The 20,841-nt window shown below is 34.3% G+C and carries 44 protein-coding genes; all 44 read left to right on the forward strand.

From position 1 onward, the window contains the following. The first annotated feature begins 22 nt into the window (after window positions 1–22). The 44 genes from KA900_RS01845 to gpGT all read left to right on the forward strand — a co-directional run bounded on the left by KA900_RS01845 (window position 23) and on the right by gpGT (window position 20,817). Complete coding sequence (locus tag KA900_RS01845; RefSeq protein ID WP_210139221.1) at window positions 23–256, forward strand: DUF2483 family protein; 234 nt, start codon at window positions 23–25, stop codon at window positions 254–256. After that, entirely contained in the window at window positions 249–878 is a 630-nt protein-coding gene (locus KA900_RS01850) for a Sak single strand annealing protein (protein WP_103372543.1), read from the forward strand. The genes KA900_RS01845 and KA900_RS01850 overlap by 8 nt, the downstream gene beginning before the upstream one ends. After that, entirely contained in the window at window positions 868–1,308 is a 441-nt protein-coding gene (ssb, locus tag KA900_RS01855) for a single-stranded DNA-binding protein (protein WP_210139222.1), read from the forward strand. Before KA900_RS01850 ends, ssb begins: the two co-directional genes overlap by 11 nt. Window positions 1,309–1,320: 12 nt before the next feature. Beyond that, entirely contained in the window at window positions 1,321–1,872 is a 552-nt protein-coding gene (locus KA900_RS01860; RefSeq protein ID WP_210139223.1) for an NUMOD4 domain-containing protein, read from the forward strand. After that, a complete protein-coding gene (locus tag KA900_RS01865; protein WP_210139224.1) occupies window positions 1,873–2,553 on the forward strand; it encodes a putative HNHc nuclease in 681 nt (226 codons plus the stop codon). Continuing rightward, window positions 2,540–3,307 (forward strand): DnaD domain protein, encoded by a 768-nt coding sequence (locus KA900_RS01870; RefSeq protein ID WP_096810586.1) that lies wholly within the window; start codon window positions 2,540–2,542, stop codon window positions 3,305–3,307. Before KA900_RS01865 ends, KA900_RS01870 begins: the two co-directional genes overlap by 14 nt. A 10-nt stretch (window positions 3,308–3,317) precedes the next feature. After that, entirely contained in the window at window positions 3,318–4,091 is a 774-nt protein-coding gene (locus KA900_RS01875) for an ATP-binding protein (protein WP_210139225.1), read from the forward strand. Further along, window positions 4,085–4,246, forward strand: coding sequence for a hypothetical protein (locus KA900_RS01880; protein ID WP_096810584.1), 162 nt, complete (start codon window positions 4,085–4,087; stop codon window positions 4,244–4,246). The genes KA900_RS01875 and KA900_RS01880 overlap by 7 nt, the downstream gene beginning before the upstream one ends. Beyond that, window positions 4,247–4,465, forward strand: coding sequence for a hypothetical protein (locus tag KA900_RS01885; protein ID WP_096810583.1), 219 nt, complete (start codon window positions 4,247–4,249; stop codon window positions 4,463–4,465). 11 nt (window positions 4,466–4,476) lie between these two features. Further along, on the forward strand, window positions 4,477–4,878 hold the full coding sequence (locus KA900_RS01890; RefSeq protein WP_210139226.1) for a DUF1064 domain-containing protein: 402 nt from the start codon (window positions 4,477–4,479) through the stop codon (window positions 4,876–4,878). A gap of 5 nt (window positions 4,879–4,883) precedes the next feature. Continuing rightward, the gene (locus KA900_RS01895) at window positions 4,884–5,072 is read left to right on the forward strand and encodes a hypothetical protein (protein ID WP_210139227.1); all 189 of its coding nucleotides are present in this window, start codon (window positions 4,884–4,886) and stop codon (window positions 5,070–5,072) included. Window position 5,073: 1 nt separating this feature from the next. Beyond that, window positions 5,074–5,424 (forward strand): SA1788 family PVL leukocidin-associated protein, encoded by a 351-nt coding sequence (locus KA900_RS01900; protein WP_210139228.1) that lies wholly within the window; start codon window positions 5,074–5,076, stop codon window positions 5,422–5,424. Further along, window positions 5,425–6,105, forward strand: coding sequence for a hypothetical protein (locus KA900_RS01905; RefSeq protein WP_210139229.1), 681 nt, complete (start codon window positions 5,425–5,427; stop codon window positions 6,103–6,105). 5 nt (window positions 6,106–6,110) lie between these two features. After that, window positions 6,111–6,320, forward strand: coding sequence for a hypothetical protein (locus KA900_RS01910; protein ID WP_245337180.1), 210 nt, complete (start codon window positions 6,111–6,113; stop codon window positions 6,318–6,320). Then, window positions 6,317–6,523 (forward strand): hypothetical protein, encoded by a 207-nt coding sequence (locus KA900_RS01915; protein ID WP_210139230.1) that lies wholly within the window; start codon window positions 6,317–6,319, stop codon window positions 6,521–6,523. Before KA900_RS01910 ends, KA900_RS01915 begins: the two co-directional genes overlap by 4 nt. Before the next feature lie 105 nt (window positions 6,524–6,628). After that, complete coding sequence (locus KA900_RS01920; RefSeq protein WP_210139231.1) at window positions 6,629–6,841, forward strand: hypothetical protein; 213 nt, start codon at window positions 6,629–6,631, stop codon at window positions 6,839–6,841. 112 nt (window positions 6,842–6,953) lie between these two features. Beyond that, complete coding sequence (locus KA900_RS01925) at window positions 6,954–7,175, forward strand: hypothetical protein (protein WP_210139232.1); 222 nt, start codon at window positions 6,954–6,956, stop codon at window positions 7,173–7,175. Continuing rightward, complete coding sequence (locus KA900_RS01930; RefSeq protein ID WP_210139233.1) at window positions 7,175–7,420, forward strand: hypothetical protein; 246 nt, start codon at window positions 7,175–7,177, stop codon at window positions 7,418–7,420. The genes KA900_RS01925 and KA900_RS01930 overlap by 1 nt, the downstream gene beginning before the upstream one ends. Further along, window positions 7,421–7,624, forward strand: coding sequence for a hypothetical protein (locus tag KA900_RS01935; protein ID WP_210139234.1), 204 nt, complete (start codon window positions 7,421–7,423; stop codon window positions 7,622–7,624). It abuts the gene before it with no gap. Continuing rightward, window positions 7,625–8,161 carry a dUTPase gene (locus tag KA900_RS01940; RefSeq protein ID WP_210139235.1) on the forward strand — a complete coding sequence of 179 codons (537 nt, stop codon included), beginning with the start codon at window positions 7,625–7,627 and terminating at the stop codon, window positions 8,159–8,161. It begins immediately after the preceding gene. 51 nt (window positions 8,162–8,212) lie between these two features. Then, on the forward strand, window positions 8,213–8,356 hold the full coding sequence (locus KA900_RS01945; RefSeq protein WP_210139236.1) for a hypothetical protein: 144 nt from the start codon (window positions 8,213–8,215) through the stop codon (window positions 8,354–8,356). After that, on the forward strand, window positions 8,353–8,589 hold the full coding sequence (locus KA900_RS01950) for a hypothetical protein (RefSeq protein ID WP_210139237.1): 237 nt from the start codon (window positions 8,353–8,355) through the stop codon (window positions 8,587–8,589). The genes KA900_RS01945 and KA900_RS01950 overlap by 4 nt, the downstream gene beginning before the upstream one ends. Window positions 8,590–8,625: 36 nt before the next feature. Beyond that, the gene (locus KA900_RS01955) at window positions 8,626–8,778 is read left to right on the forward strand and encodes a DUF1381 domain-containing protein (RefSeq protein WP_210139238.1); all 153 of its coding nucleotides are present in this window, start codon (window positions 8,626–8,628) and stop codon (window positions 8,776–8,778) included. Further along, complete coding sequence (gene rinB / locus KA900_RS01960) at window positions 8,775–8,909, forward strand: transcriptional activator RinB (protein ID WP_210139239.1); 135 nt, start codon at window positions 8,775–8,777, stop codon at window positions 8,907–8,909. The genes KA900_RS01955 and rinB overlap by 4 nt, the downstream gene beginning before the upstream one ends. Further along, complete coding sequence (locus tag KA900_RS01965) at window positions 8,906–9,250, forward strand: hypothetical protein (protein WP_210139240.1); 345 nt, start codon at window positions 8,906–8,908, stop codon at window positions 9,248–9,250. The genes rinB and KA900_RS01965 overlap by 4 nt, the downstream gene beginning before the upstream one ends. Window positions 9,251–9,413: 163 nt before the next feature. Further along, window positions 9,414–9,587, forward strand: coding sequence for a hypothetical protein (locus KA900_RS01970; protein ID WP_210139241.1), 174 nt, complete (start codon window positions 9,414–9,416; stop codon window positions 9,585–9,587). A 13-nt stretch (window positions 9,588–9,600) separates the two neighbouring features. After that, window positions 9,601–9,828 (forward strand): hypothetical protein, encoded by a 228-nt coding sequence (locus KA900_RS01975; protein WP_210139242.1) that lies wholly within the window; start codon window positions 9,601–9,603, stop codon window positions 9,826–9,828. Window positions 9,829–9,841: 13 nt separating this feature from the next. Beyond that, complete coding sequence (locus tag KA900_RS01980) at window positions 9,842–10,255, forward strand: hypothetical protein (protein WP_210139243.1); 414 nt, start codon at window positions 9,842–9,844, stop codon at window positions 10,253–10,255. 327 nt (window positions 10,256–10,582) lie between these two features. Then, window positions 10,583–10,792, forward strand: coding sequence for a hypothetical protein (locus tag KA900_RS01985; protein WP_210139244.1), 210 nt, complete (start codon window positions 10,583–10,585; stop codon window positions 10,790–10,792). Between the two features lie 90 nt (window positions 10,793–10,882). Then, window positions 10,883–11,281: an HNH endonuclease gene (locus KA900_RS14915; protein WP_210139245.1), complete on the forward strand. Its 399-nt coding sequence runs from the start codon at window positions 10,883–10,885 to the stop codon at window positions 11,279–11,281. Window positions 11,282–11,590: 309 nt separating this feature from the next. Further along, window positions 11,591–12,055 carry a phage terminase small subunit P27 family gene (locus tag KA900_RS01995; protein WP_210139246.1) on the forward strand — a complete coding sequence of 155 codons (465 nt, stop codon included), beginning with the start codon at window positions 11,591–11,593 and terminating at the stop codon, window positions 12,053–12,055. Then, a complete protein-coding gene (locus tag KA900_RS02000) occupies window positions 12,048–13,754 on the forward strand; it encodes a terminase large subunit (RefSeq protein ID WP_210139247.1) in 1,707 nt (568 codons plus the stop codon). The genes KA900_RS01995 and KA900_RS02000 overlap by 8 nt, the downstream gene beginning before the upstream one ends. Window positions 13,755–13,764: 10 nt before the next feature. Next, a complete protein-coding gene (locus KA900_RS02005) occupies window positions 13,765–13,971 on the forward strand; it encodes a hypothetical protein (RefSeq protein WP_210139248.1) in 207 nt (68 codons plus the stop codon). Between the two features lie 15 nt (window positions 13,972–13,986). Continuing rightward, window positions 13,987–15,258: a phage portal protein gene (locus KA900_RS02010; protein ID WP_210139249.1), complete on the forward strand. Its 1,272-nt coding sequence runs from the start codon at window positions 13,987–13,989 to the stop codon at window positions 15,256–15,258. Then, on the forward strand, window positions 15,251–15,853 hold the full coding sequence (locus KA900_RS02015; RefSeq protein WP_210139250.1) for an HK97 family phage prohead protease: 603 nt from the start codon (window positions 15,251–15,253) through the stop codon (window positions 15,851–15,853). Before KA900_RS02010 ends, KA900_RS02015 begins: the two co-directional genes overlap by 8 nt. A 93-nt stretch (window positions 15,854–15,946) precedes the next feature. After that, window positions 15,947–17,173 (forward strand): phage major capsid protein, encoded by a 1,227-nt coding sequence (locus KA900_RS02020; RefSeq protein ID WP_210139251.1) that lies wholly within the window; start codon window positions 15,947–15,949, stop codon window positions 17,171–17,173. A 94-nt stretch (window positions 17,174–17,267) separates the two neighbouring features. Next, complete coding sequence (locus KA900_RS02025; RefSeq protein WP_210139252.1) at window positions 17,268–17,726, forward strand: Ig-like domain-containing protein; 459 nt, start codon at window positions 17,268–17,270, stop codon at window positions 17,724–17,726. A gap of 16 nt (window positions 17,727–17,742) precedes the next feature. Next, window positions 17,743–18,042, forward strand: a complete 300-nt coding sequence (locus tag KA900_RS02030; RefSeq protein WP_210139253.1) for a head-tail connector protein — start codon at window positions 17,743–17,745, stop codon at window positions 18,040–18,042. Next, window positions 18,032–18,364, forward strand: a complete 333-nt coding sequence (locus KA900_RS02035; RefSeq protein ID WP_210139254.1) for a head-tail adaptor protein — start codon at window positions 18,032–18,034, stop codon at window positions 18,362–18,364. The genes KA900_RS02030 and KA900_RS02035 overlap by 11 nt, the downstream gene beginning before the upstream one ends. Then, a complete protein-coding gene (locus KA900_RS02040) occupies window positions 18,355–18,747 on the forward strand; it encodes an HK97 gp10 family phage protein (RefSeq protein WP_210139255.1) in 393 nt (130 codons plus the stop codon). Before KA900_RS02035 ends, KA900_RS02040 begins: the two co-directional genes overlap by 10 nt. Further along, window positions 18,747–19,160, forward strand: coding sequence for a hypothetical protein (locus KA900_RS02045; RefSeq protein WP_210139256.1), 414 nt, complete (start codon window positions 18,747–18,749; stop codon window positions 19,158–19,160). Before KA900_RS02040 ends, KA900_RS02045 begins: the two co-directional genes overlap by 1 nt. Before the next feature lie 2 nt (window positions 19,161–19,162). Continuing rightward, window positions 19,163–19,774 carry a major tail protein gene (locus KA900_RS02050; RefSeq protein ID WP_210139257.1) on the forward strand — a complete coding sequence of 204 codons (612 nt, stop codon included), beginning with the start codon at window positions 19,163–19,165 and terminating at the stop codon, window positions 19,772–19,774. Between the two features lie 146 nt (window positions 19,775–19,920). Beyond that, entirely contained in the window at window positions 19,921–20,283 is a 363-nt protein-coding gene (gene gpG, locus KA900_RS02055) for a phage tail assembly chaperone G (protein ID WP_210139258.1), read from the forward strand. Between the two features lie 15 nt (window positions 20,284–20,298). Continuing rightward, window positions 20,299–20,817: a phage tail assembly chaperone GT gene (gene gpGT, locus KA900_RS02060; RefSeq protein WP_210139275.1), complete on the forward strand. Its 519-nt coding sequence runs from the start codon at window positions 20,299–20,301 to the stop codon at window positions 20,815–20,817. Window positions 20,818–20,841: the final 24 nt, after the last annotated feature.

Genomic DNA, 20,841 nt, shown 5'->3' on the forward strand with positions numbered 1-20,841 from the left:
CGGAATAGAGGTGTTTCGTCAAATGGCGAAGGATATTATAACTTACGTTATTAAAGCAAGGACAGACTTTGACGACTTATATATAAGTAATAAACCAATTGATAAAAAATCAACTATTAAATATTCAAACTATATTGGCGATGCACGTGAGTTTGATGGGACAGAAAAATCTTCAATAGACATGACAAGACATAAAGCGATAAAGAAAGTATATCCAGCATCATATTTTGTAGATACGGAGGAATACAATGACTGAACAAACATTATTCAATCAACTTAATTCAAAGAATGTGAATGACCATGTAGAGAAGAAAAATGGCTTAACGTACTTAGCTTGGTCATATGCACATCAAGAATTAAAACGAATTGATCCAACATATACAACAAAATATCACGAATTCCCACATCCAGATGTAAACAGAGATGATTATTTTGTACCGTTTCTTGCTACACCAGAAGGTTACTTTATACAAACGTCAGTAACTGTAAAAGGACAAACTGAAACTGAATGGCTGCCAGTATTAGACTTTAGAAACAAAGCGTTATCCAAAGGTAGCGCAACACCATTTGATATAAACAAAGCAATGAAAAGATGCTTCGTTAAAGCAGCAGCACTACACGGATTAGGTTTATATATCTATAACGGTGAAGAAGTGCCGAGTGCAAGTGACAATGACATAACAGAGTTAGAAGAAAAGATAAATCAATTTGTCAGTATCTCACAAGAAAAGGGACGAGATGCCACATTAGATAAAACAATGCGTTGGTTAGGTATTTCTAATATCAACAAAGTATCGCAAAAAGAAATTGCAAATGCACATGCAAAATTAGACGCAGGACTAAAACAATTAGACAAGGATGATGAAAATGATAAATAGAGTAGTGTTAGTTGGTCGTTTAACTAAAGACCCAGAGTTCAGAACAACACCATCTGGAGTGAATGTGGCGAATTTTACCTTAGCTGTTAACAGAACGTTTACAAATGCTCAAGGAGAACGTGAAGCAGACTTTATCAATGTAGTTGTTTTTAAAAAACAAGCAGAAAATGTAAACAATTACTTATTCAAAGGCAGCTTAGCAGGCGTTGATGGCCGTATACAGTCACGTAGTTATGAAAATAATGAAGGGAAACGAGTATTCGTTACAGAAGTAATAGCGGACAGTGTTCAATTTTTAGAACCTAAAGGGAACAACAATCAACAAAATGTTTCAAAAGGGCAACAGTCAAGTACTAATAAGCAACAGCCAAGCAATGACAACCCATTTGCAAACGGTGTAGATGTGGATGATTCAACATTACCGTTTTAAAGAGGTGATTACATGAAAGAGATTTGGAAAGATGTTGTCGGCTATGAAGGTATTTACGAAATAAGTGATCATGGACGAGTGAGAACACACAAAGACAAGACTACACACAGTGTTAAACATGGGTTGCGAAAGTGGAAACAAAGAATGTTGAAAGATAAAACTCCAAATGGAAGAGATGTAAGAGTAACACTTTGGAAAGATAAAACACCGAAAAGTTATCTAGTCCATAGATTAGTAGCCTTTACTTTTATACCTACTGTTAAAGATAAGAATTGTGTCAATCATATTGACGGGAACCCAAAAAACAATCATGTAGATAATTTGGAATGGTGCACTTATAAAGAAAATCAAAATCATGCTTTTGAAAATGATTTAATGCGCACGAACCTAAAAGTTAAGTTGATTCAAATAAAAACAGGTATACAACTAGAATTTATAAGTATGGCTAGAGCTGATAAATGGTTGGAAAGAGCTACAGGATATACAAGTGGGCGTTTAAAAAAGGGTTACAACATTTTAAATGCAAAAGATGGCAATGAGTATAAAGTAGAGAAGTTGATATAAATGCCAATTATTAAAAACTACATCCAGCAAGATGACGGCACAATAACTGCTGTCATCAAGGGTGTAACTTTAGAAAACAAAGACTTCTTACTGTTAGATAACGGACTAGAAGTAGAGTGCGATGTAATCGTGAATGATCCATACAAGATAACAGATAAGCAACGCAGAAAAGTATTCGCAATGGTAAGAGATATATTCAATCATTACGGTCAACCAATGGATTATCTACGTTACATGTTTCAAAAACAATTAGAGTTTCTACATGGTTACGAACCTATTTCATTAAGCAACTGTAGCAGAAGACAAGCCAGTGAATTAATAGAGTTAATTTTAGACTTTGTATTCACTCATGACATACCTATGAATAAGGCTACTAGCGACCTTATGAGCAACGATAACTATTTTATATATAAATCTACTATAAGCAGAATATGCGTTGTCTGTGGCGCTAAAAATGCAGATTTAGCACACTATCAAGCAGTAGGCAGAGGACGTAACAGAAACAAGATAAATCACTACGGAAACAAAGTATTAGCATTATGTAGATTCCACCACAATCAACAACACAATATAGGAATGGATAGTTTTAATAAACTACATCATTTAGAAAATGCTTGGGTGGATGTGGACGAGAAACTAAACAAGATGCTGAAAGGAGAGCAAGTAGATGGCAACATTTAGAGTTTATAAAGAGAGCGGGAACTTTGTAACGGTTCATAAAAACTTTATACACGACCCTAATATAAGTTGGAAAGCTAAAGGTATATTACTTTATTTACTTAGTAGACCAGATGACTGGCAAGTATATGAGAAAGAATTGGAAAAGCACAGTCTTGATGGTAGAGATAGTTTGAAGAATGGAATTAAAGAATTAGAGACGACTGGTTATATTGTTAGAACACGTAAACGTGATGACAAAGGGCGTTTAAGAGAATATGAATACTCTGTTTATGAACAACCTACCCAGAACGGATTATCCAACGTAGGTTTATCCAACGTAGGGAAAACCAACACAGGATTATCCAACGTAGGAAAACCCGTCCCTACTAATAATGACTTTACCAATAATGAATTAACTAATAATAACAATACTGATAATGACAGTAGTAGTACACAGCCATCGCCATTTGATTTCTATCAAGAAAATGGATTTGGAATGCTCAAACCTTATGTAGCAGAACAAATTAATTATTGGATAGATGATTTTGAAGAGAATGGCAATGAAATAGTTAACGAAGCTATGAAAGAAGCAGTTAACAATAACGTTACTAATTGGAATTATGTGAACACGATATTAAAAGCTTGGTACAACGATGGTGTGAAAAACCTAGAAGATGTTAAAGCACGAAATAATAAGCGTTCAAATAAAGATAAGGTTTTGACAGGGCAAGATATGCTTGAACGAATGAAACATGACCCTAGTTATTGGGATTAGGAGTGATTAAATGAAACAAATGTTAAGCCCTAAAATAACGGAAACACTTAAGCAATATGAAGCTAATGAGATAGAAAGAGGTCTGTATTGTGAGAAGTGCGGTAACAAGTATGACTTGCACAAGTTTGGTAGTGGTTACAAATACCGAGACGGTTGTGAATGTAGCATGATTGCAGCAGGAATAGAAGCAGAGAAAAAGCGTAAGCAGAAAGCAATCAATAACATATTTAATCAATCTAATGTTAATTACTCATTACAGGATGCCACAGTAAATAACTATCAACCACAGAACCAATCACAAACAGATGCTAAACAAACAGCTATAGAGTACGTCAAAACGTTTTCTATAGATAAACCTAAGTCATTAATCATGCAAGGCTCATACGGTACTGGTAAATCGCATCTAGCCTATGCTATAGCGAAAGCAATTAAGGCACAAGGTTATTCTGTAGCATTTATGCACATACCAATGTTAATGGATCGTATCAAAGCTACTTACAATAAAAACGCAGATGAAACGACAGACGAACTCGTTAAGTTACTAAGTAGCATAGATTTACTTGTGCTAGATGATATAGGTGTAGAGAACACTGAACATACATTAAACAAACTATTCAGCATTGTAGATAACAGAGTAGGTAAAAATAACATATTCACTACTAACTTTAGCGATAAAGAATTAAATCAAAATATGAATTGGCAACGTATTAATTCAAGAATGAAACATAATTCACGCCAAGTGAGAGTACTTGGTGATGACTACAGGGAGAGAGACGCATGGTAACTAAACAATTTATTAAACAAAACCTTGAGTGTTCAGATATATACGCTCAGAAACTAATTAACTACGCACAAGGAGACGAGAAAGTGTTATATGACCTATTTATCCAAAAATTAAATGAAAGACGTACACGTCAAGCTATTTGCGAGGTGGGATAGATGGGGTTAAGAGAAAGATTTGGTCTATTCGATTCAAAAGGTAACAAAATGTTTACTGTCATACCTAACAATAAGGACGGCAGACATAGAGTGAGTGGCGTAATTAGAACGTTTTATGAAGGTCAACGTTGGTATTTGGATAATGAAGAATTAGAAACATTTATAAAAAACTACAAAGTAGAACGAGCGCATCAGAATAACATTTTTGATTATCTGTAGGAGTGAATAACGTGAGTAAATATAATGCTAGAAAAGTTGAGTATCAAGGAGTTGTATTCGATAGCAAAGTTGAATGTGACTACTACAAATATTTAGAGAGCCAACTCAATACAGGAAAGTTTGACTACATTGAGCTGCAACCTAAATATGAGTTGATACCTAAGACGAAGAAACAACGTAAAGCAGAGTATGTAGCAGACTTTGCATTGTGGAAAGATAGCATACTAATCGAAGTTATAGACGTTAAAGGTATGGCTACAGAAACAGCTAAATTGAAAGCTAAGATATTTAGATACTTATACCCAGATGTTGAGCTTGTATGGATATGTAAAGCACCAAATTATACAGGTAAGCAATGGATAACATACGAAGAACTACAAAAGGTCAAAAGAGAACGCAAGAAAGCGAAGTGATCTAAGTGAACGAAGAAACAGCGACTATTCGCTACAAAGTATATGTTGAGAAGAAAGTGTATGTGAACCAAGGCGAAAGTGACAATGATGAAATAGAACGAATACACAATCAAATGTGGACATTAAGAGACGAGTACATGGACGCTGAACCATTAGAGTTCGAAGATGTAAAAATTATAGATAGGGGTTATTAACATGAAAACAATAACTATATTCGGAATGGAATACGACATATTAGGTGAAAATCTAAAGTCGTTGGAAAAGAACGGCATTACTGATAAGCAATTAAGAGTTAGATTGCTAAACGGATGGGCAATAAACGAAGCGTGCAAGGTACCTATAGGAATGAGAGTTAAAGATTATAGATTGATGCAGGCGTTTTGGAATGAAGAAGAAGATAACGAAGAAGCAAAACAAAACTATCATGACGAAAAGCAAAGAGAAGAACGCCCTTGGTTGTATGACGGTACACCGCAGAACCATAACAGAGGTAAGTGGTGCGAATACTTAATGAACACGAGTATATTTCCTAAGGTGGTGCGTTAGATGAAGATAAGAGACTTGAATATAAATGATTACGTTATTGTGTATGACTTAGGCAAGAGTGAGCATAGCGAAGGAATGACGGTAGTGGGGAGAGTAGCAAGACTTAGAAATTATGTAGTGGCAGAAAATGAAAACGAAGAAGATGGTTATACTGTTGCAGTGATTGAATCAATACCAGACATTGAATATGTAATCACAGACGACAACTACTTTGATTTGTGGAGTAACTATATAGAGAGTAAGACGGAGAGCGTGAGCACGCCTAACCCAGGTAAGATATATAGTTACAGTAATTCAACAGTTGGTCCTAATGAAGAAATTATATCTCATAGCCAATCCAACGACGTACAACAACGTAAGCGTAACCTCGGTTTTGATAATGTAAAAATACCAAATAGTAACAAAACTGTTCGATGGAAAGATAATGGAAACTTAGAGGTACAGTCAAGTTATGAACTGGATATTCCGGACTATATATTACAAGATGAAAAATCGGACGTAATAGGTTATTTGAATAAACAAATAAAATGCAAAGAGAATAATGATTTCATTGAAGAAATAGTTAAGAATTACAATCCGATAGTTGCTTATTATGTTGGAAAATCAATTGATAATTTAAGAGAAAACGAAATAGATAATGCTAGAGATTTACTTAACAAAGCATTTAAACATTGGGAGTGATTTCTATGCCAAAACCTAAATATGAATACGTTATATATCGTGGTGAAGAAGTTGTATGTGGTGGTTCTAGGATAGAGTGTGCAGAAAAATTAGGTATAAATCCTGAAACTATAACTAAGATTTCATCAGACAGCTACAAAAAGCATGCAAAGGAAAATTGGTATTACGGTGAAAAAGTAAGTATTGCAGAAATAGAAGCAGAGTTGTCGCTATGATACTTTCTGACACTATCAAAACTAAATACAAACTTGATACTAAAGGCAGAAATACTGTCGAAATGGCAAAGCTACTAAAAGATTATGGAGTTAAAGGATTTTTGATATCCGTAAATGCACACAGCATTGTCATGGCAGTGTTGCCAGAGGATAAAGCACATAACAGGAAAGTTTTAGATGAGTTGAAAGGGCTGGTGGAGTAGATGATTAGTCTAATTGGGTGGTTGTATTCTGAACAAAGATTTGGAGATGCGATTATAAAACTAGATGAAGAATATTACAATTATTTACTAGAGGAGTGATGGCGAGTGATTGATATTTACATCATATTATACTCTGAATTTGAACTTGCAGATTGTTATAACACCTATTCAGATGGTGTTTATCACACGAATAAAGATGAAGTAATTAAGCATTTAGAGAACAAAGGATATAAACATATTTGTGACGATGAATACAAAAGGGATTATAACGAGCATGCAGAAATATTACAACTTGATAAATGGAGTGATGGCGAGTGATTATATTAAAAATTTTAGTAACAATATATGGTTTACTAGCTATAGCGTATTTATGCATTGCTGAGTATATGGGTCATGCAAAAGAGAAATACAAAAAATAGGAGGAATAACAATGTCTACAGTACAAGAATTAATCACACAAGCAAACTACTATTTAAACAAACAAAATACGGGCAATTTGGAACAGGACAACGCTACTGATACAAAAGGTAAAGCAATGCTGCAAGAGGCTGTCACACGCTTGGAAAAGAACGATTATCATATTTTAAAAGTAATGACTGATGATGATTTGTCAGTTGAAAGCTCAAAAGAAATTAAATGGGAGAACTTATAATGAACACATTTGAAGGTAGTTTAAAACAAGTTACAAATGAAATTAAAGAACAATTAGGACGCGATTTAGATTTAGCGAACGAAACATACGTATTACAAACACCTAGTGCATATATAAAAATTGGTTTTGAAGATGACGATAATGGCGAAAAAACATTAGGTGTTCACGTAACAGGTGGAAAACTAACGTATTTAGAAACTGACAATGATATTTTTAACGAATTATACGAAAGTGAGGACGAATAGATGGGCGAGGTAGAAACAAAACGTATTTACGATATAAGTAGAGATAAATTTCATGGTGTGTTTCAATCGGCAAAACCCTATACACCTTTGTCTGTTGAAGGTCAATCAGGACAAATTTCATTTCCAGTAGCAGTTATTGAATATGAGAACGAATTAAGAGTAGTTGAACCATATCAAGTTAGGTTTATTAAGGAGGACGAGTAGATGACTAACACAATTACAGTAGATCAATTAAAAGAATTATTACAAATACAAAAGGACTTTGACGATAGAATACCCACACTTAATTTACAGGATAGCAAAGTAGCATATGTGGTTGAGTTCTTTGAATGGTTTAACACATTAGAAACGTTTAAGAACTGGAAGAAGAATCCAGGTAAGCCATTAGATGTACAACTTGATGAACTATCTGATTTATTAGCGTTTGGACTAAGTATTGCTAATCAGTTAGAGATTAACAACGATATGCTAAATGCATTAGTTGAATCGATTAAAACAGGTGATACAGGAGACGAATATAATTTGTCAGATAAAGAAGTTTCAAAGAATATAATTAGATTTTTCCCACTAGCAGTATTGGGAAATGAAGAAGAAACGTCATTACTTGTTATATGCACACCTTTTGCATACGCCGTTCAATACTACACTATCGACCAACTAATTACAGCATATAAACAGAAAATGGAGCGTAATCATGCAAGACAAGATGGAACAGCAGACAAAGACAAAGGATATATCTGATAAAGACATACTTGAACGTGTACGAATAATCTTAGGCAAGGAGTGAGTAATTTGAATACCGTATCAGAAATTATTACTGTGTTGTTTTCTAAAGAAGGTGGACTTATTTTAGTAGAAAAATTACCACTGATTATGGCGGGTGCACTTATAGGTATATTGATTAAAAAAATAACTAATAGGAGTGAATGGAAATGAAAAAGAAATTTACAATTGAAGCTGAAATGGAAGAAAGATGGATTGATTATTTTATGTCAATGTTAGACAAGATGGAGTATTTAGGTAATTTAGGAGCTTCTAGAAATGTTTCTATTTATGCTGATGGAGATGGAGACTTTCAACCTAAGTTTAAAGCAAGTATAAACTGGGATAGAGTTAGACCTGTAGATGCAGATTACGACTTAGAAGATAATCACTATGATGCAGGGTAGTAAAAACATTTAAAAAAATAAAGAGGTGTTACGTAAATGACCCACTACCTAATACGCAAAATACACCACACAACAGATGAAGTGTTCCTGGATGCAACTAAGGCTAAGGATAATGAAACGTTTGTTGTGGTGGATGCAGAGAGTGCAGAAGAAGCTAAGGAGAGAGTCAGTAAGGAGGACGACGAATGAAACACATACTCAAACTATTATTAATTATATTCTTATACGAACTAAGTAAAGCAATCACATACGAGGTCATTGTTAGGAAACAAGCAAACGATATGGTGGATGTGCCGAGGGATTATGAGGTGAGTGAATGAACATACACATAGTTATACTTTCTTGCTTTGTATTGTATCTAGTTGCAACAAAAATAATGCAAAGGTCAGAAATAAAAAGCCTTAAATATCAATTAGATTATAAGCACAAAAAAGTTAATGAGTTTGTTGTGGATAATACAAATAAAATAATGGTACTTCATGTGGAAGATGGAGAATTAACACCTAGTTTGATTAAAAGCATGAGCAATGATTTCCAAGATCTTAAAGAAAAAGGATATTACGCAGTAGTCTTAGACAAGACGTTCGATGTAAATCAAAAACAATTCAGTATTGAATTAGCAACTAAATTAAAACACGAATTAAATAAGGAGGACGAGTAATGTTATTCAGTAAAGCACATATAAGTTATCTCAATACATTGTACATACTGTACATGTGGTTACGTGTGAGAGATAAGGTATCTAATGTGTGGTATGGAATCAAAAGTGTTCTAGAAAAAATACCAGTTGAACATAGAGAGAAATTGTTAAGGGATGTGAGGTAATGTTCTGGATAGCAGTAAGTATTATATTGGGATTGATTACAATACTGACGTTGATATCTAATGCACAAAAGAGCGAGAAGATAGCTCAGTTGAACTATACAATTATATACATGGCAAGTAGTGATGAGGATGTTAAGAAAGCGTTAGATGAGTGGGAAAGATTTAAACAGTGAGGTGGAAGTGATTATGAATTATAAATCTGATAGCAAAGTAAAAAGTGTAAGGGTAGATTACCTTTTACATTATGAAGATTATGATGAAAGTTATATTGATGACTTAGACTACTTTGCACGGTCTATCCAACACCACATAAATTCAAGTGATTATAAAGTTTTTGAAATAGATACAAACAATAATGAAACGTTAATTGTAGATACATCTAAAATAGTTAGCGTTCGAATAGCTTATAAGTAACTGGAGGTAGTGCATGTATACACGAGAAGAAGTAAGAGAAATGATAGACAATTATAAATGGATGAACAATGTTGTAGCATCACAAGTTTATGATGTAGACAGTACGTCAGTTGCACAGTATGGTATTGAATCAGTTATGCCTAAAGCTAAAGGTCAATCAGGAGATAAGGTGCTGCTGAAGGTTATGAATAGAAACAAAGCATGGAGACGTAATATAAAACTGATAGAGAAGATTGAGTTCATTGATAAGTACGAGGAGTACATAACTAACGAGATGAATTATCACATACTACAGATGATTAAGTTAGGTACGCAACATAAGACTGTCATGGATTTAATGGAGATAAAAAGTAAGTCAACATTCTATGGTTGTCTGAATGAGATAGTGAATGTATACATGGATGCACAGCAAGGACATTACGACTAGTGTACGCATCGAACACATCGAACCAATCGAACGCATCGAACGGGGTTAGGTATTTAATACCAATATATTATATAATATACCCATAGGTAATTTGGAAGGTCATAACCCCTAGGCTTTTGAGGTTGAGATATGTAGGGGTGTGTGAAACGAATACTATATTATACCGGGCGCATCCTTAGTGGTGCGTCTTTTGTATGGTCTAACGCCTAACCCTTATATGCTAACACTTAACACATGAGGGTACAGATAGCTTACCAATACTAATGACATATAGCTACGAGGGTAAGGCAAGTACTATACATAGAACTCTTACAGGAGGAAAAGATAATGATACAAACTAAGATAGTTAAATACGATAGAAGTAATGACAATACATTTGAAGAACAAATCAATAGAGTGTTAGAAGAACTAAGTCGCGAGCCATTTATAGCGAATGGTCAACCACTGAATGAAGGCGTTAATACCTTCAAAGACATTAAGGTAATCAATGAGCAGAAGGTTATAGTTGTGTATGATCGTGATGACTATTCAGACTAATCACAATAGATATTAATTAATGTGAGAAGTGATGTTACTAATTATATGATGTTAGTTACTAATGAGTAGAGATTATGTGGTGGAAAGAATGTGATAACAATTCCATTAAAGAAATGTAACAAAGTTAATTGTAATAATCTAATTGACTTTAAAGAAACTTATTGTGATGAACATAAACATTTACAAACAGAATCTAAAGTTAATTATGATTCATTTAGATATGAAAGAGATTCATTGTATAGACAATTCTATAACAAGAAGTCATGGAAGGATGCAAGACATATAAGTATGTTACGTCATGATAGCTTATGCCAAGAGTGCTTACGCAATGGCTTATACACTAAGGCAGACGTAGTAGACCATATAGTAGAGCTGAGGGACGATTGGGAGAAAAGGTTAGACCAATCCAACTTAGAACCTTTATGCCATAAGTGTCACAATAAGAAAACAATTATTGAAAAAGAAAACAGAAATAAAAATAAATATTAAAAGTGTATGGAGTTCTCGAAAATATATCGGGGCTCTTTTTTTATTGGCAGATAATTTCAAATTAAAATTTAAAAAATATTTTCAAAATAATTTTCGAAAAATAAAAAGGGGCAAGAAGTTTTGACGGCCGAGTCTCAACTGGGACGAATACCGACCCGAAACCTATCTTCGAGAAAATGTTGATTTATAAAGGTAAATATTCGTGAAATCATTCACAAGAAAAGGTAATACAAAGAAATACATATACATATCAGAGAAATACAATATTGATTTACTTACATAACTACTTTGTAAAGGGGTGAAAAATGGTTGGCTAGACCTAAAAAACTATTAGAACAACAAAAAAGCAGGAGAACAACTGAAGTACAGGAAGAATTGAAGGCAGCCGAAGAACAATTGCATCAATTAACGCCATTACAAAAGACACCGCCTGCTTACTTAGATAGTACAGCAAAGAAAGAATACAAAAGAATTACTAAATTACTTGAAGAATTGCCAATAGCAGACTTAGACCTATCTCTAGTCGTTGCTTATTGCCAAACGTACAGTAATTATATATATGCTACTCAACGCGTTAACGAAGAAGGCATGGTAATCGAAACAGAAAGAGGTACGAAGTTATCAAGTTACTATACAGCTCAACGTGATTCAACAGACAGGTTAATATCTCTTTCAAACAAGCTAGGTTTAAACATTGATGCACGTATGAAGGTTATTACACCTAAAAAAGAAGAAAAAACTAAAGATGAATTTGGAGAGATGTTGAATGACTAAAATGAGAGACCCAGTAACTGATTATGCTAGATCCGTTTATAAAGGAGATATTATAGCAAGTAAAAAAGTTAAAAAAGAATGTGAAAGACATTTAAAGTTCTTACATGAAAGTGATGAATACTATTTTGATGTTAAAGAATCTAACAGGGTAATCAAGTTCTTAGAAATGCTACCTAACCCAACTACTGGAGAAACAATGGAGCTTGAAGACTTCCAAAGATTTATTGTTGGCTCAATTATGGCTTGGAAAACACAAGAAGGTAACAGACGATTTACTAAAGCATATATATCAATGAGCCGTAAGAATGGTAAATCTATTTTAATATCTGGCTTGGGGTTATACGACTTCCTATATGGCACTAATCCTAAGAATGAACGTTTGATTACGAGTTCAGCACAAAGTAGAGAACAAGCTTCTATTACATGGAATATGATGAAAACACAATTAGAAGCTATCACAAAGCAATCAGAGAAGATTAACAAGAGAGTTAAGATTATACCGAGTAAAAATGAAATCATTAACTTGAAAGATAGAAGTAAAATAAAACCTTTATCTAAAGAAGCTAACAACTTAGATGGTTATCAAATTAGTTTCTCGTTATTAGATGAGTTTCATGCATCCTCTGATACTAAAGTGTACGACGTTGTAAAAAGTTCTCAAGTGTTACTAGATAATCCTATGAACATCATTATCAGTACAGCAGGGTTTAACCTAAACGGACCAATGAAGACGGAGTATGATTATTTAACCAAAGTATTGGAAGGCAAGGAAGATAACGACACATATTTCACGTTCATAGCAGAACAAGATAACGAAAAAGAAATATACGATGATACAACCTGGGAAAAATCTAATCCATTATTAGCAAACAGAAAATTAAAACCAACGTTAATGAAAAACCTAAAAAATGATTTAAATGAAGCAATACAAAAGCAAGATATTAACGGAACGTTGGTTAAGAACTTTAATTTATGGAGACAATCTAGCAAAGAGACCTATATCGCTCAACAAGATTGGGATAACTGCTATAAAGAGGATAAATTAGATATAACAGGACGTAATGTTTACCTTTCGTTAGATTTAAGCCGTAGTGATGACTTAACAGCCGTAGGAATGATATTCCCGTTAGAAGACAAGAATTATTTCGTTGATTCACACGTATTTGTCGGTACTAAGAACCCAATCGAAGAAAAATCTAAACGAGATAAGATTGATTACATGTATTTAGTACAAACAGACATGGCAACATTAACAAATACACATTCAGGAATTATCAACTACGAACAGGTATGTAATTGGTTAATAGATTACATAGAATCTAACGAGTTAGTAGTTAAAGGTATTATGTATGACCCGTGGAACGCACAGGCGGTCATTTCTAAGTTAGAGAATGAAACTAACTACCCATTAATCGAAGTAGCTCAAAACTTTAGAAACCTTTCACCTGCATTGAAGCAATTCAAACTAGATGTGTTTGAGAAGAAAATACAACACAATGGTAATCCTAACTTAGGGTTAGCCATAAATAATGCTATTACTAAAACAGATAACAACGGAAACATTATATTAGATAAACAAATTAATAGAAGCAAAATTGATGCTTTAGTTGCGTTGACTAGTGGATATTCAGTAGCAATGAACCACGAGTTCAAACGTGATCTCGAAGATTGGATACTATCCGATGAATTCGGATTCTAGGAGGATAAAAATGAACACATTAAAACTGATAGGGTCGGTACTAAGTAAATATCTTGTACCTATCCTTTTTTTATTAGGTTTGATATTAATTAACGTCGCTAGTTATTTTGGTTTCGGTATGGTGGGTGGTTTAATTACCACCGGTGTAACGTTGGTTGTTGTTTCTATTATATTAGTGGTGGAACAGAATTCAGCAACCAAACCAACCAAAAAGTAACGAAAGGGGTGAAAAATGAAAATGGGTATCTTTTACGAAACTCGAAGTAGTAACGACTATGTAAACGAACCAGATAACGGTGATTTGTTAACTACTTTTTCATTTGGCTCAATACCACTAAGTAAATTGAGTTATAACGAGCATAAGGCTTTAAGGAACAGTGATTTATGGACTGCCGTAAACTTGCTATCACGCGATATCTCTAAACTAGATATAAAAGTTAAAGAGAATGGCGTATACAAGGAAAGTGACAGGTTAGAATTTCTGCTTAATAAAAAACCTAACCCTTATATGAATGCTTATACAATGAAATATGCAGTAATGATGAACGCATTGTTAACCGGTCATGGTTATATCAAGATTGACCGTAATCCAGTAGGCCATGTGTACGAGTTATATTACCTCAAGACGTCTAGTGTTCATCTTAGAAAGAAACCTGATGGTAACTTTATATATGACGTTAATACTAACGATGGGAAATATATTCAAGTACCATTTGAAGATATTATTGATATTAAACCATTTACGTTAGATGGTATTAACGCTTTAAGAGTGTTAGATGCATTAGAAGATGATTTGAATACTCAAAGGTTCACCAAAAACTTTTATAGTAAGTTTTTCGCTAACGGTGGACAACATTCTGGTTTGTTAAAAGCCAAAGATGCAACGTTAAGCCCTCAAGCTAGAAACAAGTTGCGTGAAGAATTTACAAAAGAGAATTCTGGCGAAAATAACGCTGGTAAGGTTCTTGTATTAGACAGTTCTTTAGAATATGAGCAGTTAGAAATTGATAGTTCATTACTTGATGTTATTAACAATAATCAGACACCAACAAAGGCTATAGCAAAAGCGTTTAATATACCATTAAGTAAGTTTGGTGTAGAACAACCTAATACATCTATAAAAGACACAAATAACGATTACTTAAACAGTTGTTTGCATGGTTATATGAAAACGTGGGAAGCAGAATTGGACTTTAAATTGATTAATGGTAAAGATCAATACAACAAAGAATTTACATTTGATACAAGTACTTTCCGTAAGATTGATTGGGAAGCTTACACAGAAAACCTAAGAGCTGAACTCGATAAAGGTGCTATCACGCATGATGAATACAGAGGACTTACAGGACGAGAACCATATCCTAATGGTATTGGCGCTAAACCTAGATTTGACCTTAACCACATCTCTGCTGATGTTGCAGATGACTATCAATTAAGAAAGCCATCTACCAACCATTCAGCACCTAAACCTATAACCTCAGAAAGGGGTGATATTAATGAATGAAATGGAGTTCAGAACAGCAGATAAAATAGTTGCTAAAGATGACGACAAGATGATTATTGAGGGCTACGCATTACGCTTTAACACTGAAAGTAATCCTTTAGGTAAGCAAACAAAGTTTGTTGAAACCGTAACACCAAATTCACTTAAAGATGCTGATTTATCCGATGTACGTTGTTTAATAGATCATAATTCTAGTTATGTGTTGGGTCGTACTACTGCAAATACACTTGATTTAAAAGTAGATAATGAGGGATTACATTTCCGTTGCCAATTGCCTAACACTTCTTATGCAAAAGATTTATACGAAAACGTAAAGTTAGGCAACGTCAACCAATGCTCTTTTGGGTTTGCGGTTGATAAAGACGGAGACACATTTGAAAAACGTAGTGACGGTTTATTTAAGCGTACAGTAAATAAAATCAAAACTATTAGAGATGTGAGTGTTGTAACATATCCTGCTTATAAGGACACAGACGTAGCGCCTGCATTAAGAAGTATTGAAGCGATACAAGAAGATGAAGAAAAGCAAATCATGCTTAACAAGTCAATGGAACTAGCAAAAGCGAAAATGAAGTTGTTAAAGCTTAAAAAATAATACTTGGCGAAGGTGAACGCCATAAATAATACATCCATAAAGCATGTCTCCGGACGATGCTTATTTTTTATACCTAAAAAAGGAGCGATATAAATGGCTAACAAGACTGAATTAATCAGATTGAGAGCAGAACGAGCTCAATTAGAAAAAAGAGCAGACGAGGCTTTGAATCAAGAAAAACCGGAAGAAGCAATGGAACTAGCAGAAAAAATCGAAGAAATTGATAAACGTTTAAAAGAAGTCGAAACCAAAGTTAATGAAGACGAAGGTGACGACAAAAACAAAGATGACGACAAGAATAAGCAAACACAAGAGACGGAGGATAGAAGTATGGGCAACTCAAATTATGTAGCAGACCCTATCGATTTTGAAAATCGTACAGAAGAAGATTCACAAGAGGTAAGAGATTTTAAAGAATATATTGAAACACGTGCAGATATTCCGGGTGGTTCATTAAAAACAAACTCTGGATTCGTAGTTATTCCAGAAGAAATTGTAAACGATATTCTTAAATTAAAAGAAGTAGAATTCAATTTAGATCAATATGTAACAGTTAAATCTGTTGATAACGGTATGGGTAGATACCCAGTTGTTCGTCAATCAGAAGTAGCAGCGCTACCAATCGTTGATGAATTAGACGAAAACCCAGAATTAGCAGTAAGACCATTCTTCCAATTAGCATACGATATCAAGACACACCGTGGTTATTTCCGTATCTCACGTGAAGCAATCGAAGATGCAAAAGTTGACGTGCTAGGAGAATTAAAACAATGGATGGCACGCACAATTGCTGCAACTCGAAATGCTGCGATTATTAATGTATTAAAAAATGGTGGACCAGGAGAAGATGGCGACAATACAAGAATCCCACAAGAAACAGTTAGTGGAGATACGTCAAAAGATAAAGTAGATGGACTAAAAGACGTTATTAACAAACACATTATTCCTAACTATGAAAATAACGTAGCAATTGTTTCTCAAACTGGGTTTAACACTTTAGATAAATTAGCGGATAAAGAAGACCGTTATTTAATCCAACCAGACGTTAAGGAAGCGTCACAAAAACGATTATTAGGAGCAAAAGTAGTCGTGTTACCAGACGAAATGTTAGGTGATAAAGGAGCTAACACATTAATCTTCGGTAACCTTAAAGATGCTATTACGTTGTTCCAACGTTCTCAATATGAAGCTGATTGGACAGACTACATGCACTTTGGTGAATGTCTAATGGTAGCTTTACGTCAAGATTGCCGTTTGTTAGACCACAAAGCAGCAGTAGTTGTTGATTTAAGCGACGACTCAACAGAAGACACACCCTAAAACTCCCCAAAATGTAGAAGTTAGTGAAAATAGCAAATCAGCTACTATTTCTGCAGAATAGGGGTTTTTATATTGCACAAAGGAAGGTGAAAGCATGGCAGATACTTTAAATGTTTATAAAGATGGTGAACTAATCAAAAGTGAAGATTATGTTGATGGTAAAGTAACGATCACTATTGATGGTTTAGAAGCAAACACTAATTATTCAAAAGGTGCTTACCAAGTATCTCGTAAAAATGAAAACGGTGAATCTTCTAAAGTTGATGTTCCCGCCTTTAAAACGAAACCTATCGCGGTAACAGGCGTAACCGTTACTCCTGAAACTGCCACTGTTGAAGTTGGTGGTACAACTAAGATATCAAATTCGGTAGTACCATCAACAGCAACTAATAAGAAAGTTAGTTATTCTACATCTGATGAAGCAGTAGCTACTGTAACAAATAGTGGTACAGTAACAGGCGTTTCAGAAGGTGAAGCAACAATAACTGTCACAACGGAAGATGGAAATAAAACAGCTACATCAGCAGTGACTGTCAATGCAGCTACAGAATGATAAAGGAGTGATGTAAATGGATTTAGAAGCTCTTAAAGTTCATATGCATGTCACTCATAACATGGAAGATGACAATATCAAACGTTATATGGAATGGGCAGAATCCGATATCAAAGATGCTGTCTATCCAGATAATAATAAGCGTGATGAATCATTTTTTGAAAACAACAAAAATTATGAGAAAGCCTTATACTTGCTCACTTCCTTTTATTTTGAAAGTAGAATTGCATATTCAGATACGCAATATGTAGCAATGCCAAACGGCGTTTTAGGTGCCATTCAAAAGTTAAGGGGTGCATACCCATATGAGAGTTAGTGCGATGAAAGACTACATTATATTCTATGCAGTTACTAATACTAGTCCATATCCAGGTATGGGTGGTAAGGAAAATATCTATGAGTCGTGGTGCGAGATATACGAACCATCTACAAAAGATTTTCAAATATCTTCACTAGAAACAGAAAAAGTTAATGTGACGGTTGTAATTAGGAATGTTTATCCGGAGTTCTTACCAACTGTAGGACACACATTTGAGGTTAAAACAGGTATGTACAAGGATTCAGAATTTAATATTAAGAATATCGCGCCTAAAGAAGAAAACACCTTAAAGATTGTAGGTGAGAAGATATGGGAGTAGATATTTTAGGGCTGGAATCTATAGAAAAAGAAATTACTAAGAAATATAGTAGAAAGTCTATAGATGAAGCAGAACAAAGGGCTTTAAAAGCTGGTGGTAATATGATGCGTAATAAAGTTGCTACTCAGTTATACAGTGATAGAGATACAGGTAAGTTAGCTATAGGTACAGACCTAAAAGAAGCTAAGAAATTAGGTAATGAATATGTTGCGTATCTTTATTGGCGTGGGGAACACTCCTCTTTAGCACACTTAGTTAATAATGGCTATCACGATAGAGCAGGTAACTTCATTAAACCTAAAGGTTATCAGAAAGTAGATACAACCGTAAAAATCAATGCAGACTTATATTATTCGCTCTTAAAAAGGGAGTTGAACAAGTAATGCAAGATATCATGATGTACTTGTATGACACTTTCTTAGACGACCAACTTATTTCTAAGCATGTTAAAGCCGATAGTATTAAATTCTATAGTTATCCTAATGCAAACGACATCCAAAACACAGTAATCGTTATAGATGAACTCATTTCTCCTAAAATGAGCGATTTTGCAGACGATGATCCATTAACTTATGAATACATTTTTCAAGTAGATATATTCGTTAAACAAAATAAAAGCAATGTGAATGGCTCCTTACTCAGTAGGGAGCTTATTTTACGTGTAGCAAGAATCATGTGGGATTTAGGGTTTGGAGAATTCCAGTCATTTAATCCTACTTATGAAGAAAATTTTAATTTATATAGACAATCAAAACAATTCAGAGGACGAAAATACATTAAAGAAATGGAGCAATAAATATGGCTAAAAACTACAAATCATTTACAGGTTTAACTGGATTTTATTACAAAGTGCACGGAGAAGACACAGTACAAGGTGGTACAGACCCAGAACGTATCAAGTACTTACAAGAGATTTCAGTATCGAATGAAACTTCCTTAGAATCTGCATACGGAGATAACGAAGTAGCAGAAGTAGCGCAAGCATCTTCACCAGTTGAAGTAGAAGCAGCGTTCCATAAATTACCTATCGAGGACAGAGTTAAATTGTTCGGGTTAGAGCAAAACGAAGATGGCCTAGTAGGTATCGGAGAAGCGAACGCACCATATGTAAGTATTTTATTTGCTAAAACAACTGAACAAGGCGGCGTTGAATATGTAGCTTTACCTAAAGGTGTTCTATCAATGGGAGACACAGAAGGACAAACTAAAGAGGATGGCGTTGAGTTCTCTCAAGATTCAGTAACAGGTACATTCATGCCAGTAGAAGTGCCAGGATTTGAGAAGAAAAAATCTTACTTCTTAGGTGCTGATGAAGATGGTTCAACTGATAAACGTGATGCAGTATGGAATGCATTATTCGGAGTAGCACACCCAGACGCAGACAAAACAGAAGAAAGCAATACACCCTAGTAACCCCCAAAATGTTGAAGTAGCGCCGAACAGTAAATCGGCTAACATTTCAGCTGAATAGGGGATTTTTTATTATATGAGGGCTTTACGCCCTCTTTTTATTTGCAAATAAAAACTATAAAACCAAATTTAAGGAGTAATTATAAATGACTAAAAACAATAAATTAATGAGTATCGAATTAGTAACTAACGTTAAGGATAACGGAGAAGTTGAAACAAAAACATTCTACAGACCTAGTTTCACGCCTTTATCTAAGATGGAAATTATCGATAAAAAGATACAAGGGATAGAAAAAGTTAAATCAGACTTTGAAGCTATGAAACAAACTGCAGAAGTAATCGTTTACTTGTATAACAACCAATTTACAGTAGAAGAATTATTGGATGGTATTGATATTGCAAAATCCGGCAAAGTATTTGAAGAAAACATTGGATATATAATGCAAGGAATCGAAGCAGAAAACGAAACTAATGAACAAAAAGCAAACCTAGAAAAAGTTACTAAATAAAAGGGTGTGTAAGGGATGAAAAGCAATAGCATTGAACTGGTAACCGAGTTTGATAGCATAGGCGTTCCTATAGGCACACAAACATTTGTGACACGTCCTACTATTAAATTCTTCCTAGTATACGAATGTGTATCATTCCTAGCTTCGCTAAAAACCAATCCTAATAACAATGAGATGCATCAAATGGTTGACCTAGTTATTAGGATTTATGATAACCAATTTACCAAAACTCAAATAATGAATGGTTTAGATAGACAAAATGCAATTATTGAACTTTATGAGCAAATACTGTTTGTAGCAAGTGGCAAGCATATTGACGAAGAAGTGAGTTCAGAAGTAAAAGGAACATCTGTAAAAAGTTGGGAAGATTATAAAAACAATCTCAAAGCAACAATTAAAGACATGACTAAAGATGGCAATCAATCAGTTAACACTGTACTTGATATGCCTTTTTATTTTGTCTTTGACGAACTTAACGGCGAATCCAAGAAGAAAAAACAAGTGTCTAGTATGTTTGAAGCTTTTGGTATGTAGCTGTTGATATGAAAGGCAGGTGAA

Source organism: Staphylococcus sp. GDY8P120P (assembly GCF_017892065.1).
Classification (GTDB): domain Bacteria; phylum Bacillota; class Bacilli; order Staphylococcales; family Staphylococcaceae; genus Staphylococcus; species Staphylococcus nepalensis.

What these genes read in the sequence shown, in the direction of transcription:
- KA900_RS01925 (WP_210139232.1), top strand. Translation starts at nt 6,954, where the DNA reads ATGTCTACAGTACAAGAATTAATCACACAAGCAAACTACTATTTAAAC.
- KA900_RS02025 (WP_210139252.1), top strand. Translation starts at nt 17,268, where the DNA reads ATGGCAGATACTTTAAATGTTTATAAAGATGGTGAACTAATCAAAAGT.
- KA900_RS01970 (WP_210139241.1), top strand. Translation starts at nt 9,414, where the DNA reads ATGTTCTGGATAGCAGTAAGTATTATATTGGGATTGATTACAATACTG.
- KA900_RS01955 (WP_210139238.1), top strand. Translation starts at nt 8,626, where the DNA reads ATGACCCACTACCTAATACGCAAAATACACCACACAACAGATGAAGTG.
- KA900_RS02030 (WP_210139253.1), top strand. Translation starts at nt 17,743, where the DNA reads ATGGATTTAGAAGCTCTTAAAGTTCATATGCATGTCACTCATAACATG.
- rinB (WP_210139239.1), top strand. Translation starts at nt 8,775, where the DNA reads ATGAAACACATACTCAAACTATTATTAATTATATTCTTATACGAACTA.
- KA900_RS02010 (WP_210139249.1), top strand. Translation starts at nt 13,987, where the DNA reads ATGAAAATGGGTATCTTTTACGAAACTCGAAGTAGTAACGACTATGTA.
- KA900_RS02005 (WP_210139248.1), top strand. Translation starts at nt 13,765, where the DNA reads ATGAACACATTAAAACTGATAGGGTCGGTACTAAGTAAATATCTTGTA.
- gpG (WP_210139258.1), top strand. Translation starts at nt 19,921, where the DNA reads ATGACTAAAAACAATAAATTAATGAGTATCGAATTAGTAACTAACGTT.
- KA900_RS02015 (WP_210139250.1), top strand. Translation starts at nt 15,251, where the DNA reads ATGAATGAAATGGAGTTCAGAACAGCAGATAAAATAGTTGCTAAAGAT.
- KA900_RS01860 (WP_210139223.1), top strand. Translation starts at nt 1,321, where the DNA reads ATGAAAGAGATTTGGAAAGATGTTGTCGGCTATGAAGGTATTTACGAA.
- KA900_RS01885 (WP_096810583.1), top strand. Translation starts at nt 4,247, where the DNA reads ATGGGGTTAAGAGAAAGATTTGGTCTATTCGATTCAAAAGGTAACAAA.
- KA900_RS01850 (WP_103372543.1), top strand. Translation starts at nt 249, where the DNA reads ATGACTGAACAAACATTATTCAATCAACTTAATTCAAAGAATGTGAAT.
- KA900_RS01940 (WP_210139235.1), top strand. Translation starts at nt 7,625, where the DNA reads ATGACTAACACAATTACAGTAGATCAATTAAAAGAATTATTACAAATA.
- ssb (WP_210139222.1), top strand. Translation starts at nt 868, where the DNA reads ATGATAAATAGAGTAGTGTTAGTTGGTCGTTTAACTAAAGACCCAGAG.
- KA900_RS01905 (WP_210139229.1), top strand. Translation starts at nt 5,425, where the DNA reads ATGAAGATAAGAGACTTGAATATAAATGATTACGTTATTGTGTATGAC.
- KA900_RS01845 (WP_210139221.1), top strand. Translation starts at nt 23, where the DNA reads ATGGCGAAGGATATTATAACTTACGTTATTAAAGCAAGGACAGACTTT.
- KA900_RS01875 (WP_210139225.1), top strand. Translation starts at nt 3,318, where the DNA reads ATGAAACAAATGTTAAGCCCTAAAATAACGGAAACACTTAAGCAATAT.
- KA900_RS02050 (WP_210139257.1), top strand. Translation starts at nt 19,163, where the DNA reads ATGGCTAAAAACTACAAATCATTTACAGGTTTAACTGGATTTTATTAC.
- KA900_RS01980 (WP_210139243.1), top strand. Translation starts at nt 9,842, where the DNA reads ATGTATACACGAGAAGAAGTAAGAGAAATGATAGACAATTATAAATGG.
- KA900_RS01930 (WP_210139233.1), top strand. Translation starts at nt 7,175, where the DNA reads ATGAACACATTTGAAGGTAGTTTAAAACAAGTTACAAATGAAATTAAA.
- KA900_RS01935 (WP_210139234.1), top strand. Translation starts at nt 7,421, where the DNA reads ATGGGCGAGGTAGAAACAAAACGTATTTACGATATAAGTAGAGATAAA.
- KA900_RS01985 (WP_210139244.1), top strand. Translation starts at nt 10,583, where the DNA reads ATGATACAAACTAAGATAGTTAAATACGATAGAAGTAATGACAATACA.
- KA900_RS01965 (WP_210139240.1), top strand. Translation starts at nt 8,906, where the DNA reads ATGAACATACACATAGTTATACTTTCTTGCTTTGTATTGTATCTAGTT.
- KA900_RS01900 (WP_210139228.1), top strand. Translation starts at nt 5,074, where the DNA reads ATGAAAACAATAACTATATTCGGAATGGAATACGACATATTAGGTGAA.
- KA900_RS01975 (WP_210139242.1), top strand. Translation starts at nt 9,601, where the DNA reads ATGAATTATAAATCTGATAGCAAAGTAAAAAGTGTAAGGGTAGATTAC.
- gpGT (WP_210139275.1), top strand. Translation starts at nt 20,299, where the DNA reads ATGAAAAGCAATAGCATTGAACTGGTAACCGAGTTTGATAGCATAGGC.
- KA900_RS02035 (WP_210139254.1), top strand. Translation starts at nt 18,032, where the DNA reads ATGAGAGTTAGTGCGATGAAAGACTACATTATATTCTATGCAGTTACT.
- KA900_RS01950 (WP_210139237.1), top strand. Translation starts at nt 8,353, where the DNA reads ATGAAAAAGAAATTTACAATTGAAGCTGAAATGGAAGAAAGATGGATT.
- KA900_RS02020 (WP_210139251.1), top strand. Translation starts at nt 15,947, where the DNA reads ATGGCTAACAAGACTGAATTAATCAGATTGAGAGCAGAACGAGCTCAA.
- KA900_RS02045 (WP_210139256.1), top strand. Translation starts at nt 18,747, where the DNA reads ATGCAAGATATCATGATGTACTTGTATGACACTTTCTTAGACGACCAA.
- KA900_RS02040 (WP_210139255.1), top strand. Translation starts at nt 18,355, where the DNA reads ATGGGAGTAGATATTTTAGGGCTGGAATCTATAGAAAAAGAAATTACT.
- KA900_RS01870 (WP_096810586.1), top strand. Translation starts at nt 2,540, where the DNA reads ATGGCAACATTTAGAGTTTATAAAGAGAGCGGGAACTTTGTAACGGTT.
- KA900_RS01915 (WP_210139230.1), top strand. Translation starts at nt 6,317, where the DNA reads ATGATACTTTCTGACACTATCAAAACTAAATACAAACTTGATACTAAA.
- KA900_RS02000 (WP_210139247.1), top strand. Translation starts at nt 12,048, where the DNA reads ATGACTAAAATGAGAGACCCAGTAACTGATTATGCTAGATCCGTTTAT.
- KA900_RS01880 (WP_096810584.1), top strand. Translation starts at nt 4,085, where the DNA reads ATGGTAACTAAACAATTTATTAAACAAAACCTTGAGTGTTCAGATATA.
- KA900_RS01910 (WP_245337180.1), top strand. Translation starts at nt 6,111, where the DNA reads ATGCCAAAACCTAAATATGAATACGTTATATATCGTGGTGAAGAAGTT.
- KA900_RS01865 (WP_210139224.1), top strand. Translation starts at nt 1,873, where the DNA reads ATGCCAATTATTAAAAACTACATCCAGCAAGATGACGGCACAATAACT.